A 19,018-nucleotide genomic window follows, 5' to 3' on the forward strand; every position below is an offset into this window, starting at 1 on the left:
TCAGCGGCCTCCTTCCGGACCGTACAGCCGGTCGCAGAGCCGCAGCAGCTTCTCCAGCGAGGCCGGCGCGGTCATCACCTCGGAGTGCATCGAGGTATCCACGTCGATGGTGAAGAAGTCGTCCAGCCGCTCCGGCCAGCCCAGCCAGTAGTCGGTTCCGTCCACTGTGGGCAGTGCGTCGTTGGGGAACAGCACCATGTAGTCGCGGAAGGCGCCGAAGAACTCCCGGCTGGCGTTGCGCAGGTAGTAGCAGCTCAGCCCGTCGGGCTTCGGCAGCGGGTGCAGCTCGTACCGCTCGGCCTGGGTGGCCTCCAGGTAGCGGGACAGCTGGCGCACCCGGGACCGCAGCTGCGACTCGGTCTTGTTCACTCCGCGCTCCAGCGCCTTCGCGATCAGCGAGTCCAGGAACGCCGGGCCGTCGAGCGTCGTGTCCACCTCGTCCCGGCGCAGGATCGGCATCCCGCCGCTGTGCGATTCGAAGCTGTTGTTGCCGAGGATCAGGTTCACCGCGCGGAAATCGCTGACCTTCGACACCACCTCGGGGCTGAAGTCACCGCCGACGATGATCTCGTTGGCCCGGTTGGTGGAGTCCGCGTCGAGGGTGTCGAGCATGACCAGCGTGCGCACCTCGGCGCCGCGCAGCTGCAGCTGCCGCACCACCTCGTAGGCGAACAGGCCACCGAGGGAGAAACCGCCGATGTCGTACGGGCCTTCGGGCTGCACCGAGAGGATCAGGCCCGCGTAGAACTCGGCCATCGGGATCTGCCCGGTGAGGATCTCGGTGTCGTCGATCCACCCCTTCGGCTGGATGCCGTAGAAGGGGCGCCGGGCGCGGGCGGCGACCGGGGCGTACGACTCGACGCCACCGTTGCCGTGGTGCACCCAGAAGACCGGGCGGCCTGCGGTGACGCCGTTCATCCGGACCAGTTCGGGGAAGTGCGCCGCCGGGACCGCTTCGGTGCGCGGGGCCGGGATCAGCGGCGGCGCGGGTTCGGCGACCGGGGGTCCAGCGACCGGGGGTTCGGCCGGCGCGGATTCGGCCTGCGCACCGGTGGCGGCGGCGATCGCGGCGGTGACGTTCTCCAGGGTGTCGCAGTCGGCGATCACGTCCAGGGTCAGGCCGGCGTCGATGTGCGTCTGCGCCTGGGTGAGGAACTGCATCATGAAGATCGAGTCGAAGCCGTAGTCCCGCAGCGGGGCGTCCGGCGGCAGTTCGGCGGGATCGATCTCCAGCAGCGAGGACATCAGGTCGGCGACGACGGGCGCCAGGTCGGCGGCCGTCGCTCCGGAACCGCTGTCCGGTTCGGGAGCCGTGCCGGGCCCGGAGCCCGCGTCGGGGGCCGGTTCGACGGCCCGCGCGGCGGATGCGTCCTCGGCGGGAACAGCGGTGGAGGCGGGCGCGAACCGCTCCCGCAGCCGCCCGAGGTCCCCGTCCAGCGCGATGACCTGCGGTACCCGCGCCGCCCACGCGCGGTGCAGCGCGTCGATGCCGACCCGGGCGCGCATCGGGCGCATGCCGACCGATTCGAGCAGCGTCACCGTGGAGGCGTCGCCGCCCATGCCACCCTTGTCCCACAGCGGCCAGTTCACCACCAGCGTCCGCCCGGACCGCTCGCCGTCGGCCACCAGCGCTTCGCGGTGCGCGGCGTAGCCGTCCATGAACGCGTTCGCGGCGGCGTAGTCGGCCTGCCCGACGTTGCCGAACGCGGCCATCGAGGAGTAGCCGATGAAGCAGTCCAGCGCGGAGTGCGCGGTGGCCTCGTCGAGGTGGCGCAGCCCGGTGACCTTCGCGGCGAACACGTCGCGGACGTCGGCGGCGGACTTGCGGGCCAGGAAACCGTCCCGCAGCACCCCGGCCGCGTGCAGCACGCCGTGCAGCGCACCGTGCTGGGCTTCGACCTCGCGGACCGCCTGGCACACCGCGTCCCGGTCGGCGACGTCGAGGCTGCGGTAGTCGGCCTTCGCCCCGGCCGCGCGCAGCCGCGCCAGCAGGTCCTCCTGGTCGGGCCCGGCGGGGCTGCGGCCGCAGAGCACCAGCGCCGGGGACTGCACCCGCGCGGCGATCTCCTCGGCGGCCAGCGCGCCCAGCCCACCGGCGCCCCCGGTGATCAGGTAGACCCCGCCGTCGCGCCACGGCAGCTCCGGCGCGGGTTCGGGGATCTCCCGCCACCGCGAGGTGCGGCGGTCGCCGTCGCGGTGGCGCACGGCCTCCTGCTCGGTGTCGGCGGCGTCCCGGCGCAGCCGGTCGGCGAGGTCGGCGGTGCCGGGCCGGTCGCCGAGCTCGATCCACTGGGTGCGCAGCTTCGGGTGCTCCAAGTACGCGGTGCGCAGCATCCCGCTGAGCCCGCCGAGCCACGGCGCCTCGGCCGGGGTGACCACCTGGACCAGCCGCGGCGCGGGTTGGCGGGCCTGGTCCCGGATCAGCTCCAGCAGCCGCTGCGCATAACCGGTGTAGCGGTCCTCGATGCTCCCGGTGCCCTGCCAGTGCTCGCAGCCGCCGCCGAGCAGCCCGCCGAGCGCGGTGGCGTCGACGTCGGGCAGTTCGCACAGCACCACGTGGTGGTTGAGCTGATCGGGCGCGTCCGCAGGCGCGGGCGCGCTCCGCCAGGCGGGTTCGAGCAGCAGCGCGATGTCGCCGGTCTCCGCGGCACGTGCGGTCTCCGCGGCCCGCACGACTTCCGGAGCCCGCCCGGTTTCCGCAGGCCGCACGGCTTCCGGAGCCCGCTCGGCTTCCGCCACCGGCGCGGGCGTGCTCGCGGCGCCCTGCTGCGGCCGGGTGCTGAAGCCGAGCACGCGCACCCGCACCGCGCCGTCCTCGTCGCACAGGTCGACGTCCAGCCGCCGCACCCCGGAGTCGCGGCGGTCGTCGGCGGCGCGGCGCACCACCGCCCACCCGGAGCTCGGGGTGTGCCCGAGCAGCTGCACCTCGCGCACCGCGAACGGCAGCGCCGCCACGCCCGGCTCCCCGCTCTGCTCGCCGAGCACCAGGCCGAGCGTCGTCTGCAGCGCCCCGTCCAGCATGCTCGGGTTCAGCGGGAACGAACCGGTGGCCGCCGCCGGCAGCCGCAGCCGGGCCACGGCGAGGTCCTCGCCGCGGTGCAGCTCCTCGATGGGCTGGAACGCGGGGCCGTAGCCCATGCCCATCCGGTCGAACAGCGCGTAGATCTCCGCTCCGGCGTGCCGGGCGGGGCAGATCGCGCGCAGTGCTTCGACGTCGTGCACCTCGGCGTCGCCGGTCAGCGCGGGGTCGACGAGCGCGGTGCCCTGGGCGTGCACGGCCCCGGATTCGTCGGCGCGCACCTCGAACCGGTCGGTCGCCGGGTCCAGTTCGACCCGCACCGAACGCGGGTCGGTGACGGCGAGCGGCCGCAGCCAGGTCACGTCCCGCAGCCGCACCCCGCGGTCGGCGCCGAGCGCGTCGCGGGCGAACTCCAGGTAGGCGGCACCGGGCAGGGTGGGGGTGCCCCCGACGCGGTGGTCGCGCAGGTAGAAGTCCTCGGCGTGCAGCTCGCGGCGGTGCGGCCCGCCGGAGCGCCGCGGTGCCGCGGCGGGTTTCGGCGCGGCCTCCGGCAGCGCGGACGATTCGTCGGGAGCGGGCACCCCGTCGGCGATCCAGTAGCGCTGCAAGCGGAACGGGTAGGTCGGCAGCGGCAGCCGCCGCATCGACCGGCCGGTGTGCAGCCGCCGCCAGTCGAAGTCGAAACCGGTGACCCACAGCTTCAGCAACCGTCCCAGCTTGCCCTTCGCCACCCAGCTGTCGATGGCGACGGCGATGTCGTCGTCGCCGACCAGCTCGCTCCACGGGCCGCGGCGTTCGGCACGCGCCCGGTGCAGGCCGTGCGCCTTCTCCCCGGCGAGGTGGGTGGCGATCCGCTTGCGCACCTCCGCCACCGAGTGCGCCAGGAACGCGATCCGCTCCGGCATCGCCACCCGGCCCACCTGCAGGGTGTAGGCGAGGTTCGGCAGGTCCTGCTCGGCGATGCGGCCGGCGTCGAGGTGCTCGGCGAGGCGGCGCACCCGCGCTTCCAGCGTCTCCGGGGTCGCGGCGGAGAGCACGATCGCCACCGGGCCCGCCGCGGGCGCGGGCTGCTCGGCGCGCGGCACGTGCTCCTCCAGCACGACGTGCGCGTTGACGCCGCCGAAGCCGAACGAGCTCACCCCGGCGCGGCGCGGCAGCTCCCGGCCGTCGGCGCCGCGCGGGGCCGCCCACTCCTGGTTCTCCCGCACCAGGTGGAACGGGCTGCCGTCCAGGTCGATGTACGGGTTGACCTCCTCCGCGTGCAGGCTGCGCACCAAAGTGCGGTGGCGCAGCTGCAGCAGCACCTTCAGCACGCCGGCGATCCCGGCCGCGAGCTCCAGGTGCCCGATGTTGGTCTTCACCGAGCCGAGGCCGCAGTGCGCCGCGGTGACCGGTTCCCCGGCGTAGAGCTCGGTGAACGCCTCCTTGAGCCCGTTGATCTCGATGGGGTCGCCGAGCTCGGTGCCGGTGCCGTGCGCCTCGACGTAGCCGACGGTGCGCGGATCGATGCCGGCCTTCGCGTAGGCGCGGCGGATCACCGCGGCCTGCGCCTTCGGGTTCGGCGAGGTCAGCGAATTGGCCCGGCCGCCGTGGTTCTCGGCGGTGGCGCGCACCAGGCCGTGCACGTGGTCGCCGTCGCGCTCGGCGGCGGACAGGCGCTTGAGCACCAGCATCCCGACGCCCTCACCTCGGCCGTAGCCGTCGGCGCCGGCGGAGAACGTCTTGCAGCGCCCGTCCTCGCTGAGCATCCCGGAGCGGCTGAAGCTCACGTGCCCGTCCGGCACCACGATGGTGTTGATGCCGCCGACGACGGCCATCGCGCACTCGCCGCGCTCGATGGCGGCGACACCGCGGTGGATGGCGACGAGCGAGCTGGAGCAGGCGGTCTCCACCGGTTCGCTCGGCCCGTGCACGTCGAGGAAGTAGCTCATCCGGTTCGGCCCCACCGAGGGCACGCTGCCGGTCGGGGTGACGCTGCGCCCGCGGGCGGCGCTGCGGTCGGACAGCAGCCCGTAGCCGGTGTCGTTGGTGCCGATGAACAGGCCGAGGTCGGAGCCGGCGAGGTCGTCGGCGGAGTACCCGGCGTCCTCGATTGCCTTCCACACGTACAGCATCAGCAGCCGCTGCTGCGGGTCCATGTGCACCGCGTCCTTGGGGGCGATGCCGAAGAACAGCGGGTCGAAGTCGGCGACGCCGTCCATGAACCCGCCGTGCTTGACGTTGGTGCGGCCCGGTTCCTGGCGCGGGTCGCCCCAGTGGGCGCGCCAGTCCCAGCGGTCGGCGGGGACTTCGCCGATGCAGTCGCGGCCGTCGCGCAGGTTCTCCCAGTACTCGTCGAGGTCGTCGGCCTGCGGGAACCGGCCGCTCATGCCGACGATGGCGATCGGGTCGTCGTCCGGGTCCGGGGCGGCCGGGCCGGGTCCGGTGGCTGGAGCGGGACGGGTCGGTGCGGCGGGCGCGGTGGGTGCGGCGGGACGGGTCGGTGCGGCGGGTACGGTCGCTGGAGCGGGCCGGTCCGGTGGGGCGGCGGCCGGTGGTGGTCGCCGATCGACCTGCGGCGGCGGCGCGACCACCGCTGCCGGGATCTGTTGCGGCGCAACGGGTTCCGGTTCCACCGCCGTGCCGAAGACCGCCGCCAGGCTCGGTCCGTGCTCGGCGGCGACGAAAGCGCTGAACGCGCGCAGCGTCGGGTGCTCGAAGAGCACGGTCGGCACCAGGTCCAGGCCCAGCGACTCGTTCACCAGGTTCACCAGCTGGCTGATGATCAGGGAGTCGAGCCCGTACTCGCTGAGCTCCACGTCCACGTCGAGGTCGGTGGGGTCCACCTTCAGCAGGCCGCAGACCTTCTCCACCACGACCTCGCACACCTGCTCCGCGAGGTCACCGGCGTCCGCGGTGGCCCCGGCCGCGGTGCCGCGATCTTCTCCGGTGGCACCGGGATCCTCCGCGGTGGCCGGGATCGCGGGCGCGCCGTTCTTCCAGGCGCGGAGCAAGCGGAGCGCCTCGTCCTGACCGACCCGGCCCTCGCTGATCAGCAGGTGCAGTTCGTCGAGCGATTCGATCGGGGTGCTCATGCGAGGCTCCTCTTGAACTCGTCGGCGCTCAGCGAACGCCTGCCGATGGCTTCGATCAGGTCCAGCAGGTGCGCGTCCTCGTCCTGCGGCGCCTCCGCGGTGCCGGTGTCCGGGGTGCCGGTGTCCGCGGTCCCGGCGTCCGAGGTCCCGGTGTCCGGGGTCCCGGCGTCCGAGGTCGCGGCGCCGACCCGGCGGACGCTGAAGCCGCGCAGCCGCACGCAGACCTCGCCGTCGTCGTCGCACACGTCGAGGTCGATGCGGCGGACCTCGCCGCCGTGGTCGTCCTCGGCGAACCGGACCACCGCCCAGCCGGTCTCCGGCGTGGGGCGCAGCACCTCCAGCTCGCGCAGCGCGTAGGGCAGCGCGGCGCCCGCCGCATCGCCCTGGTCGAGGAACAGCCCGGCGGTGGCCTGCAGCGCGCAGTCGAGCAGGCTCGGGTTGAGCACGAACTCGGCGTCGCGGGCCGCGGCGGGCAGCACCAGCCGGGCCACCGCCCGGCGCGAACCGGTGTGCAGCGACTCGACGGCGCGCAGCGCGGGACCGTAGTCCATGCCGAACCCGCGGTAGCGCTGGTAGCAGGCGTCGGTGTCGAGCACCGGCCCGTCGCAGTCCGCGCGCAGCGCCGCCAAGTCCAGCCGCTGCGCCGGGTCCTGCGGGCGGCGGCGGAGCTGGCCGCGGGCGAACGTGGTGCGCTCCCCCGCTCCGTCGGCCGCGTACACCTCGTAGTCGGCGCCGTCATCGGCGCGGGCGGTGAGCGCGACGTGCACCTCGGTCTCGTCCCGGACGGTCAGCGGGCGCAGCCAGGACGCCAGCCGGACCGTCCAGCCCAGCTCCTCGCCGGTGGAGCGGGCCGCGGCGGCGCGGGCCAGCTCCAGGTGCGCCACCGCCGGCAGCACCGGCACCGCGGACCCGCCGCCTGCGGCGGAGTCGGTGCCGGGCCGCCAGCCGGACACCACCGACATCACCTCGTCGCGGACCCGGTGGTCGTCGAGGAAGAACTCGCGGCCGGTGAAGCGCGAGGTGTAGCGGTGCTCGGCGAGGTCGGAGGTGTTGGCGTGCACCAGCGGGTGCAGCCGGCGCGGGGCGCCTGCGGCGGGCCGGGTGGTGTCCATCCAGTAGCGCCGCAGCCGGAACGGGTAGGTCGGCAGCGGCGTCCGGCGCGGCCGCGGACCGGTGTGCAGCCGTGCCCAGTCGACCTCGGCGCCTTCGACCCACAGCCGGACCAGCCGGTCCAAGTCCACTTCGGACATCGTCGTGAGATCGCCGGATTCCACCGGCGCCTCGGGCGGTTCCGCACCGCGCGCGACCTGTCCGATGTGGACGTTCGGGTGGGTTTCTCCGCGCAGCCAGGCGGCGATCCCGTCGCGGAGCTCGGCGACGGTGCTCGCCAGCACCGCCAGCCGCTCCCGCATCGGGGTGCGCCCGGTCTGCGAGGTGAACGCGATCGAGGGCAGTTCCGCGTCGGTGCGCCCGTCCAGCGCGGCCAGCCAGTCGGCGGCGTAGCGGCGCAGCACCTCGGGGTGGCTCGCGGAGAGCACCACCGGCAGCGGGCCGGTCGGCGGCTGCTCGGCGGCCGGGCGCGGCACGTACTCCTCCAGCACCACGTGCGCGTTCACGCCGCCGAAGCCGAACGAGCTGACCCCCGCGCGGCGCGGCAGGTCCCGGCCGTCGGCGTCGCGCGGCGCGACCCAGTCCTGCCCCTCGCGCACCAGGTAGAACGGGCTGCCGTCCAGGTCCACGTACGGGTTGATCTCGGCGCAGCGCATGCCCTGCACGAGCCTGCGGTGCCGCAGCTGCAGCAGCACCTTGATCACCCCGGCGGCGCCCGCGGCGAGCTCCAGGTGCCCGATGTTCGTCTTCACCGAGCCGACGCCGCAGTGCGGCTCGGCGACCTCGGCGCCCGCGTCGGCGTAGAGCGCGCGGAACGCGGCCTTCAGCCCGTTGACCTCCACCGGGTCGCCGAGCTTGGTGCCGGTGCCGTGCGCCTCCACGTAGCCGACGGTGCGCGGGTCGATCCCGGCCTCGGTGTAGGCGGCGCGCAGCAGCGCGGCCTGCGCCTTCGGGTTCGGCGCGGTGAGCGAGTTGCCGCGGCCGCCGTGGTTCTCCGCGGTGGCCCTGATCAGGCCGTGGATGTGGTCGCCGTCGCGCTCGGCGTCGGAGAGCCGTTTGAGCACCAGGAACCCGACGCCCTCACCGCGGGCGTAGCCGTCGGCGTCCGCACCGAACGTCTTGCACTTGCCGTCGGGGCTGAGCATCCCGGCCTTGGAGATGCTGATGTGCCCGTCGACGCTGACCATCGTGTTCACGCCGCCCGCGATGGCCAGCGCGGACTTCCCGTCCCGCAGCGCCTGCACCGCGCGGTGCATCGCGACCAGCGCGCTGGAGCAGGCGGTGTCCACCGGCTCGCTCGGCCCGTTCAGGTCCAGGAAGTAGCTCATCCGGTTCGGGCCCATCGAGGGGGCGGCACCGGTGATGTCGTAGCCCTCGATCATCGGCTGGTAGCGGGTGACCAGCGTGCTGTAGCCGGTGCTGGTGGTGCCCGCGATCAGCGCCGTGTCGGTGCCCGCCACGTCCGCGGCCGAATATCCGGCGTCCTCCAGCGCCTTCCACACGTGCAGCATCAGCAGCCGCTGCTGCGGGTCCATCAGCTCCGCTTCCTTCGGCGAGATGTCGAAGAAGAACGGGTCGAAGTCGCCGACCCCGTCCATGAAGCCGCCCGCGATGACGTTCGTGCTGTTCGGGTCCTTGATCGGGTCGCCGTAGTGCTCGCGCCAGTCCCAGCGGTCGGCGGGGACCTCGCCGGTGCAGTCGCGGCCGTCGCGCAGGTTCTCCCAGTACCGGTCGAGGTCGTCGGCCATCGGGAACCGGCCGCTCATGCCGATGACGGCGATCGGCTCGGGCACCGGGCGCGCGGTGGCGGCGGATTCGGCGAGGGGTGCCGGTGCCGGTTCCGGTCTTGGTGCGGGGGCCGGTTCCGGCGCGGGCGCGACCTGCACGGCGTGCTCGGCGAGCAGGTGGTCGGCCACCTCGCCGAGCGTCGGGTGCTCGAAGAACAGCGTCGGCGCCAGCGACAGGCCGTACGCGGCGTTGAGCTCGTCGGCGAAGCCGGTCAGCGTCAACGAGTCGAAGCCGAACCGGGTGAGCTCGGCGTCGGCGGTGATCCGCTTCGCCGGCACGTCCAGCAGCACCGCGACCCGCCCGATCAGCTCCCGGACCAGTGCCTTGCGCACGGTCCCCCCGGTGTCGGCGGGGGCGTCGGGCTCGCGCCGGGCCGGTGGGTTCAGCGACCCGAACTCGTGGTCTTCGAGGAGGTGATCCACGACCTCTCCCAGGGTTGGACGTTCGATGAAGGACTTGGGGGCGACGGTGCCGCCGTGCGCCGCTTCGACCCGCCCGGCGAGCGCGGTCAGCGACACCCGGTCGAAGCCGTAGTCGGCGAGTTCCACGTCCGGGTCGATCTCGTCGGCGCGCACGCCCAGCACCGCCGCGGCGTGCCCGACGAGTTCGGCGAGCAGGCTCGCGCGGTCCGGATCCCCCTCCGCCGCAACGGTTTCCGGCCCGGAGAGCAGCGTGGCCTCGATCCGCGCCCGGTCCCCGCAGATCGCCAGCACGTGCGGTTCACCGCTGCCCCACGCCCGGTGCAGCGCGGTCACGCCCTGCTCGGGACGCATCGGGACCATGCCGACCTCGGCGCGCATCCGGGCGGCGGTGGCGTCGTCCACGCCCATCCCACCGGTCGCCCACAGCGGCCAGCCGACCACGAGGGTCCGGCCGCGCCGCGCCCCCCGGGCCCGCAGCTCCTCGCGGTGCGGCGCGTAGGCGTCCAGGAACGCGTTCGCCGCCGCGTAGTCGCCCTGCCCGGTGTTGCCGAACGCGGACAGCGAGGAGAAGCCGCAGAACACGTCCAGGTCCACCTCGGCCGTGACGGCGTCCAGGTTCGCGAACCCGGTGGCCTTCGCCGCGAGCACCTCGCGTACCTCGGCGCGGTCCTTCCGCGCGAGGTAGCCGTCCCGCAGCACCCCGGCCAGGTGCAGCACGCCGTGCAGCGCGCCGTGCTCGGCCAGCACCTCCCGCACGCAGCGCTCGACCTGCGCGCGGTCGGCGACGTCGAGCGGGCGGTAGCTCGGGTGCGCGCCGGCGTCGGCGAGTTCGCGCAGCAGCTCCGCAGGCCCCTGCGCGGACCGCCCGGCCAGCACCAGCCGCGCGCCGGGTGCGCGGGCCGCGATCGCGCGGGCGAAGGTGGCGCCGAGCCCGCCGGCACCACCGGTGATCAGGTAGGTGCCACCGGCCCGCCACGGCGCGACCTCCGGTGCGTCGTCCAGCGCGCTCCAGCGCGGCACCTCGCGGTGCTCGCCGTCGCGGCGCACCACCACCACGTCGGTCGCGGCTTCGGCGCGCAGCAGCGCGGCCAGGTCCGCGACACCGAACGGGGTGGCGACCTCGACGAGCTGGGTGCGCAGCTTCGGGTGCTCCAGGCGGGCGGTGCGCAGCAGTCCGGCGAGCGCGGCGGAGATCCGCCCGGCACCGGCGGCGGGCACCACGACCTGCAGCAGCACCGGTCCGTCGCGCAGCGCGGAGATCGCCGCGCGCAGCCGGGCCAGCACCGACTCGGCCTGCGCGGTGAAGCGTTCCGCGAGGTCGTCGGCGTGCGGGAGTGCCGCGCAGCGGACGCCGAGCCGGTCCTGCAGCGCCTGCGGGTCGACGCCCGCCCCGGCCAGCAGCACTTCGCGGCGGGCCGGTGCTTCGGTGGTGGCGGTCGCCGGTTCGGGGCGCCAGCCGACGTGCACCAGGGTCGGTTCGGCGTCGGCGGCCGGGTTCCCGAGTTCCGCCGGGTCAGCGGTTCCGGCCGTTCCGGCGGATCGGGCGGAGCCGGCAGGTCGGGTGGTTCCGGCCGCCCCGGTGACCCCGGCCGCTTCGGCGGGCGGGACCGTCCCGGAGGTCCGATCGGCCCCGGCGGGCTCCTCGGCCGGCAGCAGCCGGGCGGTGAACCCGAGCAACCGCACGCACACCGCGCCGTCCTCGTCGCACAGCTCGACGTCCATCCGCCGCACCGCGCCACCGCCGTCCGCCGCGGCCGGGCGCACCACGGCGTACCCGGCGGCCGGGCTCGGCGCGTGGACGCGCACGTCCTCCAGCACGAACGGCAGCGCGGCGGCGACCTCGCCGGCCCCGGTCAGCGACAGCCCGAGGGTGGCCTGCACGGCCGCGTCCAGCACCGCCGGGTGCAGCGCCCAGTCCGCCCCGTCCCGGGCCGCGTGCGGCAGCCGCAGCCGGGCGACCACGAGCCCGTCGCCGACGTGCAGCTCCTGCACGCCGCGGAAGGCGGGGCCGTAACCGATGCCCATCCGGTCGAAGTGCGCGTAGAACTCGGTGTGCTCGATACGCCGCGCGCACGCCGCGCGCAGCGATGCGACGTCCAGGTGCCCGCCCGGCTCCGCCGGACCGGCCTCCACGAGCCCCTGACCGTGCTTCCCGGCAGCGGTGCTGATCTCGAAGGTGTGGCCGCCACCCTGCTCGCGCAGCGCGATGCGCAACCGCACCGGTCCGGGAACCTGCAACGGCCGGGACCACACGACGTTGCGCAGCCGCGGGTGCTCGACGCCCGCCGCGCGGGCCGCCTGCACCGCCGACTCCAGGTAGGCCACCCCGGGCAGCACCGGCACCGAGCGCACCCGGTGGTCGGCGAGGAAGAACTCGCGTCCGGTCAGCTCGACCGCGTCCCCGGCCAGCGGGGATCGCGCGACCCGGCTGGTGCCGGGCCAGTACCGCTCCCCGGCGAACGGGTAGGGCGGCAGCGGCGTGATCCGGAACCCGCCGTCGGCGAACAGCGGCGCGAAGCGGAAGTCAAGCCCCTGTGCGAAGAACTCGGCGAGTTCGATCAGCGCGGGCCGGGAACCGTCGCGGAGCAGCCCGTCGACGCGCGCCGGCACGGCCGGGTCCCGGCGGCGGTGGCCGTCGGCGGTGGTGCCGGTGACGACCTGTTCGGCGGTGCCCGCGCGCAGCCACTCCCGCAGCGCGGAGATCAGCTGCGCGCGGTCGGCGACCACCGCGGCCCACCGGTGCGCGCAGTGCCTGCGCCCGGTGGCCAGCGAGTAGGACACGTCCCCGAGGTCCAGCTCCGGGTGCTGCTCGGCGTGCGCGAGCAGCCGTTCGACCTGGCTGCGGCGCACCTCCTCGTCCTGCCCGGACAGCACGACCAGCCACGCGGGGCGCGCGGCGTGCCCGGCCGGCCGGGGCGGGGCCTGCTCCAGCACGGCGTGCACGTTGGTGCCCGCGGCGCCGAACGAGCTCACCGCCGCCCGGCGCGGCCCGGTCGCGGGCTCCGGCCAGGACCGCAGCTCGGTGTTCACGTAGAACGGGCCGCCGTCCAGCCGGATCTCCGGGTTGATCTCGTCGAAGTGCAGCGTCGGCGGCAGCTGCTCGTGCTCCAACGCGAGCAGCACCTTGAGCACCCCGGCGACCCCGGCGGCGAACTGGGTGTGGCCCACGTTCGTCTTGATCGACCCCAGCGCGGTCCCGGCCGCGGGCGCATCGCCGAAAACGGCGCGCAGCGCGGCGAACTCGATCGGGTCGCCGAGCGGGGTGCCGGTGCCGTGCGCCTCGACGAGCTGCACGCTCGCCGGGTCGATGCCGGTGCGCTCGTACACGCGGCGCAGCAACCGTTCCTGCGATCCGGCGCTGGGCGCGGTCAGCCCGTTGGTGGTGCCGTCCTGGTTCACCCCGGAGCCGCGGATCACGCCGCGCACGTGGTCGCCGTCGCGCAGCGCGTCGGACAGCCGCTTGAGCACCACCACCCCGGCGCCCTCACCGGGCACGAAACCGTCGGCGCGGGAGTCGAAGGTGTGGCAGCGCCCGCGGGTGGAGAGCATGTTCGCCCGCACCGCGGACCGGTAGAAGATCGGCGTGGACTGGACGAACACGCCCCCGGCCAGCGCCATCGAGGTGTTCCGCTGCCGCAGGTCCTGGCAGGCCTGGTGGATGGCCACCAGCGAGCTGGAGCAGGCCGTGTCCACCGAGATCGCCGGTCCCTGCAGGTCCAGGAAGTAGGAGATGCGGGAGGCGATGACCGAGGAGATGTTGCCCCACAGCGCCTGCGGCGGCGCGTCGTCGCCGAGCAGCTGCTGGTAGTCGCTGGGCGGCCCGCCGACGTAGACGCCGCAGCCGCTGCCGTCGAGCCGTTCCCCGGCGTGGCCGGCGTCTTCGAGGGCGTGCCAGCACTCCTCCAGGAAGAGGCGCTGCTGCGGGTCGGTGCAGGCGGCCTCCTTGCCGGACATGCGGAAGAACCAGGCGTCGAACCGGTCGATGTCCTCGACGAAGCTGCCCTGCTGCCGCGCCCCGTCGGGGCCGAGTTCGGCGGTGAGGTCCCAGCGGGTGACGTCGCCGACGAGGTCGTCGCCCGCGGCGAGGTGGCCCCACAAGACCTCGGCGTCCGGGGACCGGGCGAAGCGGGCGGCGAGGCCGATCACGGCGATCGGTTCGTCCTGCTGGGGATTCGCCGCGGAGTCCGATGTGGACCCCGCGGGGCGCGGACCATCAGTCGTCCCGTTCTCGACGACACCGCCCGCGCCGTGGCCGTTCGGGCTCGTTCCGCTCGGTGCGGAACCGTTCGTGCCGTGGCCGTTCGAGTACGTCCCGTTCCCCGCGAAGCCGCCGGTCCCGTGGCCGTTCGAGTACGTCCCGTTCCCCGCGGAACCGCCGGTCCCGTGGCCGTTCGAGCTCGACCCGTTCCCCGCGGAACCGTTCGTGCGGCCGGCGACCTCGGACTCGGCGGCCGTCGCACCGGCCGACACGTCGAACCCGTTGGCGGGCAACGAGTTCAGCGCGTGCTCCTCGCGTTCGGCGAGCGAGCCGCGCAGGACGGCGGCGTGCGCGTCCAGCAGGTGCGCCACCAGCCGTTCCAGCGAACTGTGCTCGAACAGCGCCGTGCTCGGCAGGTCCACGCCGAGCGCCGCGTTGACCGCCCGCACCAGCTTCACGCTGAGGATCGAGTCCACGCCGAAGTCGGAGAAGGACGCCTGCGGGTCGATCTCGTCGGGTTCCATCATGAGCACCCGGGACAGCTCGCCGAGCACCCGCTCGCCGACCAGGTAGCGCAGCGACGCCTCGTCCAGCGCGGGCCGGGCGGTCGCCGGAGTCGGCGCCGCGGCGGCGGCTCCGCGGCTCGCCCGCTTCGGCGGCTCGCCCGACACCCAGTAGCTCTTGCGCTGGAACGGGTAGGCGGGCAGCGGCGTGCGCCGCACGTCCAGCCCGGCGAACAGCGGCGCGAAGTCCACCGCCGCACCGGACAGGTACCGGTCCCCCACCGCCTCGTGCCCGGGATCGCCCGCGACGGGCGCGCCGTCCAGCCACGCGGCCAGCTGCCGCAGCAACGATTCCCGGCCGGCGGCGACGAACGCGACCCGGTGCGCGAAGTGGTCGCGGCCCTGCGCGAGGGTGCGGGCCACGTCGCCGAGCACCGCCTCCGGCGCGAGCTCCAGGTGCGCCCGCAGGTCCGCGACGCGCTGCCGCAGCGGGGCCTGCTGCGGGGCGGAGAGCACGAACAGGTGGGTGCCGCCCGCATCACCGCGCGTCGGGGCCGGGACGTCCTCGACGACCAGGTGCCCGTTGGTGCCGCTGAACCCGAACCCGCTGAGCCCGGCGGTGCGGCGCCCGCGGGAGTTCGGGAGCCACGGCCGCAGCTCGGTGTTCACCCGGAACGGTCCGCCGTCCAGCCGGATCGACGGGTTCAGCTCGTGGAAGTGCAGCGAGGCCGGGATCTGCCGGTGCCGCAGCGACAGCACCAGCTTGAGCAGCCCGGCGACGCCGGCGGCCGAGGTGGTGTGCCCGAGGTTCGTCTTGATCGAGCCGAGCGCGATCGGGCCGGGCGCCCCGGCGAACGCGGCGGACAGCGCCTGGCACTCCAGCGGATCGCCGAGCTGGGTGCCGGTGCCGTGCGCTTCGATGACGCCGATCTCCGCCGGGTCGATGCCGAAGTCCTCGTGCACCTGCCGGATCAGGCGTTCCTGGGACAGCGCGCTGGGCGCGGTGATCCCGTTGGTGGCGCCGTCCTGGTTGACCGCCGAGCCGCGGATCACGGCGTGCACGTGGTCGCCGTCGGCGAGCGCGTCGGACAACCGGCGCAGCACCACCACGCCCACGCCCTCACCGGGCACGAACCCGTCGGCGGCGGCGTCGAAGGTGTGGCACCGCCCGGTCGGCGACAGCATGCCGCCGCGCCCGGCGGCGAGCTGGGTGCCGGGGGTGGTGGTGACGCTGACCCCGCCGGCGAGGGCGAGCTCCGTCTCCCCCGCCCACAGGCTCTGGCAGGCCAGGTGCACCGCGACCAGCGAGCTGGAGCAGGCGGTGTCCACCGCGATCGCCGGGCCGTGCAGGTTCAGGTGGTAGGCGACGCGGCCCGGCACCACCGACGGCGCGTTGCCCCACGCCGCCTGCGCGGGCGGGGCCTCGTCGAACCGGTCGGCGTAGTCGCCGCCGGTGCAGCCGACGTACACGCCGCAGCGGCGGCCGCTGAGCTCGGCGCTCGCGTGCCCGGCGTTCTCCAGCGCCGCCCACGCCTGCTCCAGCAGCAGCCGCTGCTGCGGATCGGTGTAGGTGGCCTCGATGCCGGTGAGGTTGAAGAAGTTCGCGTCGAACTCGTCGATGCCGTCCAGGAAGCTGCCCGCCCGGCAGTCCAGGTCGTCCACATCGGACAGGTCCCAGCGCTCGATCGGGCCGACCAGGTCGTCACCGGCGGCGAGGTGCCGCCACAGCGCGTCCACATCGGGAGATCCGGCGAACCGGCCGCTGATGCCGACGATGGCGATGGGTTCCCGGGTGCCGCGGGATTGCGCCGCGGGTGCGGCGGTGCTCGGGTCCGGTGCGCCCGCCGAGGTTCGTCCGGCCGCGACGGCGGATTCCGCTGCCCGGTCGGTCGATTCGCCGGCCGGAACAGTGGATTGCCCCGACGGGAAGGAGGATTCCGCTGCCGAGAAGGAGGATTCACCGACCAGAACGGAAGATTCCCTTACCTGGGCGCCATTTTCCGCCGCCCGAGCGGCCGGTTCCGGCACGGCGGGCAGCTCCGGCGCGTGCTCGGCGGCGATGTGCGCGGCGAGCTGCGCGACGCTGCGGTAGTCGAAGATGACCGTGGTCAGCAGATCCACGCCCAGTTCCTCGTTGAGCCGCTGCACGAACTTGGCGCCGACGATGGAGTCCAGCCCGTAGTCGGCGAACGCCTGCTCCAGGCCGATCCGCTCGGCGGGCATCCGCAGCGCCTCAGCGAGCGCGGCCAGCACCACGTCGCCGACCGTCGTGGTCGCCCGCTCCACGACCGGTGCGGCCTGCGCGGCCTGCGCGGCGACCGGCGCGAGCTCGGTCACCTGCGGTTCTCCCCTCGGCGCACGGGCGAGCCCGTCGCTGTGCGCGACGACGATCTGCTGGCCCAGCGCCAGCGCGTCCGCCGCCGGGTGCGCCAGCCCGGTGAAGCCCTCCTGGTGCAGCACCCGCCGCCAGCTCTCCGGCGACAGCGCGGGGCTGCCGGGCGCGCGAAGCTCGGGGTCGTCGTAGAGCCACCAGCCGTCCAGCAGCCCGAACGTGAGGTGGTTGACCAGGTAGAACCCGCTGATCTCGTTGAGCGCCAGCAGCCCGCCGCCGCGCAGCAGCGCCTTCGCGTTCCGCAGCGCGGGCCGGATGTTCTCCGTCGCGTGCAGCACGTTCGCCGCGATGACCACGTCGTAGGCACCGGCGTCCAGCCCCTGTTCCTGCGGCGGGATGGCCGCGTCGAACAGCCGGTAGCCGAGGAAGTCCCGGCCGGGCCCGAAGGTGTCCTGCGCGTTGTGCAGGAACGCCTGCGAGAGGTCGGTGTAGCAGTACTCGGCGAGCCGGATGCCGCTCCGCTCCACCGCGTCCAGCACCGGTCCGGTGGTGCCGCCGGTGCCCGCGCCGACCTCCAGCACCCGCAGCGGGGCGGCCGGGTCGGCGGCCCGCCTGGCGCGCAGGTGCGCCACGACCTGCTCGGCGAGGACCGCGTTGAAGTGCTCGGCGACCCGGTTGTCCCGGTACACCCCGGCGACCAGGTCGAACGAGCCCTGCGGGAACAGCACGTCGGTGGCGGTGGTGCGGCCGCGCAGCACGTCGCCCAGCGCGGGCAGGGTGCGCTCCAGCAGCCGCAGCGGGGCCCGCAGGTCCGCGTTCAGCTCGGCCCACCGCGGCGCTTCCCGCTGCCAGTCGGCGCGGGCCGCGGCCGCGTCCTCGGTGCCCGGGGCCCAGTTCCCGGCTGCGTCGATCAGCCCGTGCTCGGTGAGGGTGCGCAGCGTCGCGGTCAGCCAGCCGTCGAAGCGGGCGTCCACCCCGCGGGCGTGCTGCTGCGCCAGGTCCTCGGCCGGGTCCAGCCCGGCCGCGCGCAGTTCGGCGGCGACGCAGCGGCTCAGCGCCGCGTCGATCTCGCCCGGCACCGGTCCGGCGTGGTGCTCGGCGAGCGCGGCGGGCAGCGCCACCGGCGCGGCCTCGACGGCTCGGGTCGGCGAGGCGGGATGCTGCTGCAGGAGTTCCCCGGTCAGCGCGCCCTCGACCGGCAGCGGCCTGCCGAGGCGCATGAACCCGATCTGGTCCAGCGGCCCGGCCAGCAGCCGCTCGATGGCCCCCATCGCGGTGGCCGCGTCGATCGGCGCCAGCCCCATCGCGGTCACGTCGCGCAGCAGCTCATCCGGCACGTTGCCCCAGTAGCCCCAGTTCACCACCTTCACCGGGAACCCGAGGGCCTTGCGCAGCTCGGCGGCGCGGGCGTCCTCGAACGCGCAGGCCGCCGAGTAGTGCGCCTGGTTCGCGTTGCGGATGAAGCTCACCAGCGAGGAGATCAGCAGCAGGAAATCCAGCCGGTGACCCGCGAACACGTCCGCGAAGTGCACGCACGGGTCGACCTTCGCGCCGAGCGTCGCGTCCAGTTCGGACTCGGTCATCTCGGCCAGCGGCGTGTGGCTGAACACCATCGCCAGGTGCACCACGCCGTCGATGCGGCCGTGGCGGCGCAGCACCTCGTCCCGCATCCCGGCCAGCGCGGCCGGATCGGCGGCGTCCGCGGACAGGTACTCGGGGGCGCGGCCACCGGCGGCGACCTGCGCGGCCTTCGCCCGGATCGAGTCGTCCTCGGCGCGGCGTCCGACCCACACGACGCGGGCGTCGTGGGCGCGCAGCAGGTACTCGGTGAGCACGACCCCGAGGTCGCCGGCGCCCCCGATGAGCACGTACACGCCGCCCCGGCGCAGCACCGGCTCCGCCGGTGCCGGGACGTCCGCCACCGGCAGCAGCTGCCTGCGCAGGTACTGGCCGCCGCGGCGGGCGAACGGGTGCGCCCGCCGGTCCGCGGGCAGCGCGAACACCTCGGCCGGGACGAACGGTTCGCCGTCGGCGAGGTCCACGGCGCGCAGCCGCCAGTGCGGCTGCTCCTTCGCCAGCCCGCCGAGCAGCCCGTGCAGCCCGGCCTGCGCCGGATCGGCCGTGCCGGTGCCCTCCGGGTCGAAGGCGTCGCGGGTGAGCAGGGTGAGCCCGAGCGGCTCGTCGTCCAGGCCGAGCGCGGTGATCGCGCGCAGCACCCGGAACAGCCGCCGGGTCGCGGTGCGCTGCTCGGCGATCTGCCCGGCCGCGTCCGCCGCGATCCGCGTCGGGAACCGCATGATCACGTGGTCGACGGGGGTGGTGATCCGGTCCGCGTCGTCGGCGCCGAGCTCCACCAGGTGCGGGTGCCGCTCGCGCAGCGCGGCGAGCTCGGCGGGCTCCAGGCCGATGGCGACCAGCCGCGCGTCCCGGGCGGGGAACGGCTTGCCGCGCAGCAGCCGCGCCGGTTCCCACACGGGGTGCAGGGTGAGGTCGCCCGCGGGGATCTCGTGGGGTTTCGCGGTCGGAGTGGTGGAGTTCGGGGTGGCGGGGGTCGAGGTGGCCGAGCTCGAGG

The 19,018-nt window shown here is 74.7% G+C and carries 2 protein-coding genes; both read right to left on the reverse strand.

Annotation, left to right across the window (positions count from 1 at the left end; translation table 11 throughout):
* Nucleotides 1-6,093 carry an SDR family NAD(P)-dependent oxidoreductase gene (locus LCD35_RS25950; RefSeq protein WP_225045102.1) on the reverse strand — a complete coding sequence of 2,031 codons (6,093 nt, stop codon included), beginning with the start codon at nucleotides 6,091-6,093 and terminating at the stop codon, nucleotides 1-3.
* A complete protein-coding gene (locus tag LCD35_RS25955; RefSeq protein ID WP_225045103.1) occupies nucleotides 6,090-18,920 on the reverse strand; it encodes an SDR family NAD(P)-dependent oxidoreductase in 12,831 nt (4,276 codons plus the stop codon). Before LCD35_RS25955 ends, LCD35_RS25950 begins: the two co-directional genes overlap by 4 nt.
* Nucleotides 18,921-19,018 lie beyond the last annotated feature (98 nt).

The sequence above is a fragment of the Saccharopolyspora sp. 6V genome (assembly GCF_020176785.1).
Lineage (GTDB): Bacteria > Actinomycetota > Actinomycetes > Mycobacteriales > Pseudonocardiaceae > Saccharopolyspora_C > Saccharopolyspora_C gregorii.

Excerpts from the sequence above, each read along its gene's own strand:
- LCD35_RS25950 (WP_225045102.1), bottom strand. The coding sequence starts at position 6,093 with ATGAGCACCCCGATCGAATCGCTCGACGAACTGCACCTGCTGATCAGC.